The 421-nt window shown below is 46.1% G+C and carries 1 protein-coding gene; it reads right to left on the reverse strand.

Annotated features, from left to right (window positions below; all coding sequences use genetic code 11):
- The coding region (locus KOE80_RS20180; protein ID WP_264180323.1) for a hypothetical protein at window positions 1-370 on the reverse strand (370 nt) is incomplete at its 3' end.
- Between the last annotated feature and the right edge of the window lie 51 nt (window positions 371-421).

Genomic DNA, 421 nt, shown 5'->3' on the forward strand with positions numbered 1-421 from the left:
GATTGAGTCCTCCCATACCGATAAGTATCATTTTCAGGATTGGATTCTTGACAAACATGCCTGTAACGATACTGGCAATAGGCATCATATTGTCCTTCAGATTGATTGACTTTGTTTTTCCCGTGAAGACTCCTACAAGCATGTCAGGTAGCATGGCCAGTACATATCCGATATTGTGTCCAATGTCGCTAATGCCATTGAGTCCGAAAGAGGTCAGCAACCCTTGCCATCCGTCCATATTGGTCTGTTCCGGCTTCGGGGAGGTCTGTTCTTCTGTTGGTTGTTCCTCTTCGACCGCTTCTTCTTGTTCCGGTGCAGTCTCTGCTGATGAAGTCTTAGTCTGTGGCTTTTCTTCTGACTGCTTTTTCATTTTCTCCTGGTCTTGTCTATATTGTTCCTCGCATCCCGGGCGCACTATTGA

Source organism: Alcaligenes sp. 13f (assembly GCF_020496585.1).
GTDB lineage: Bacteria > Pseudomonadota > Gammaproteobacteria > Burkholderiales > Burkholderiaceae_B > Alcaligenes > Alcaligenes phenolicus.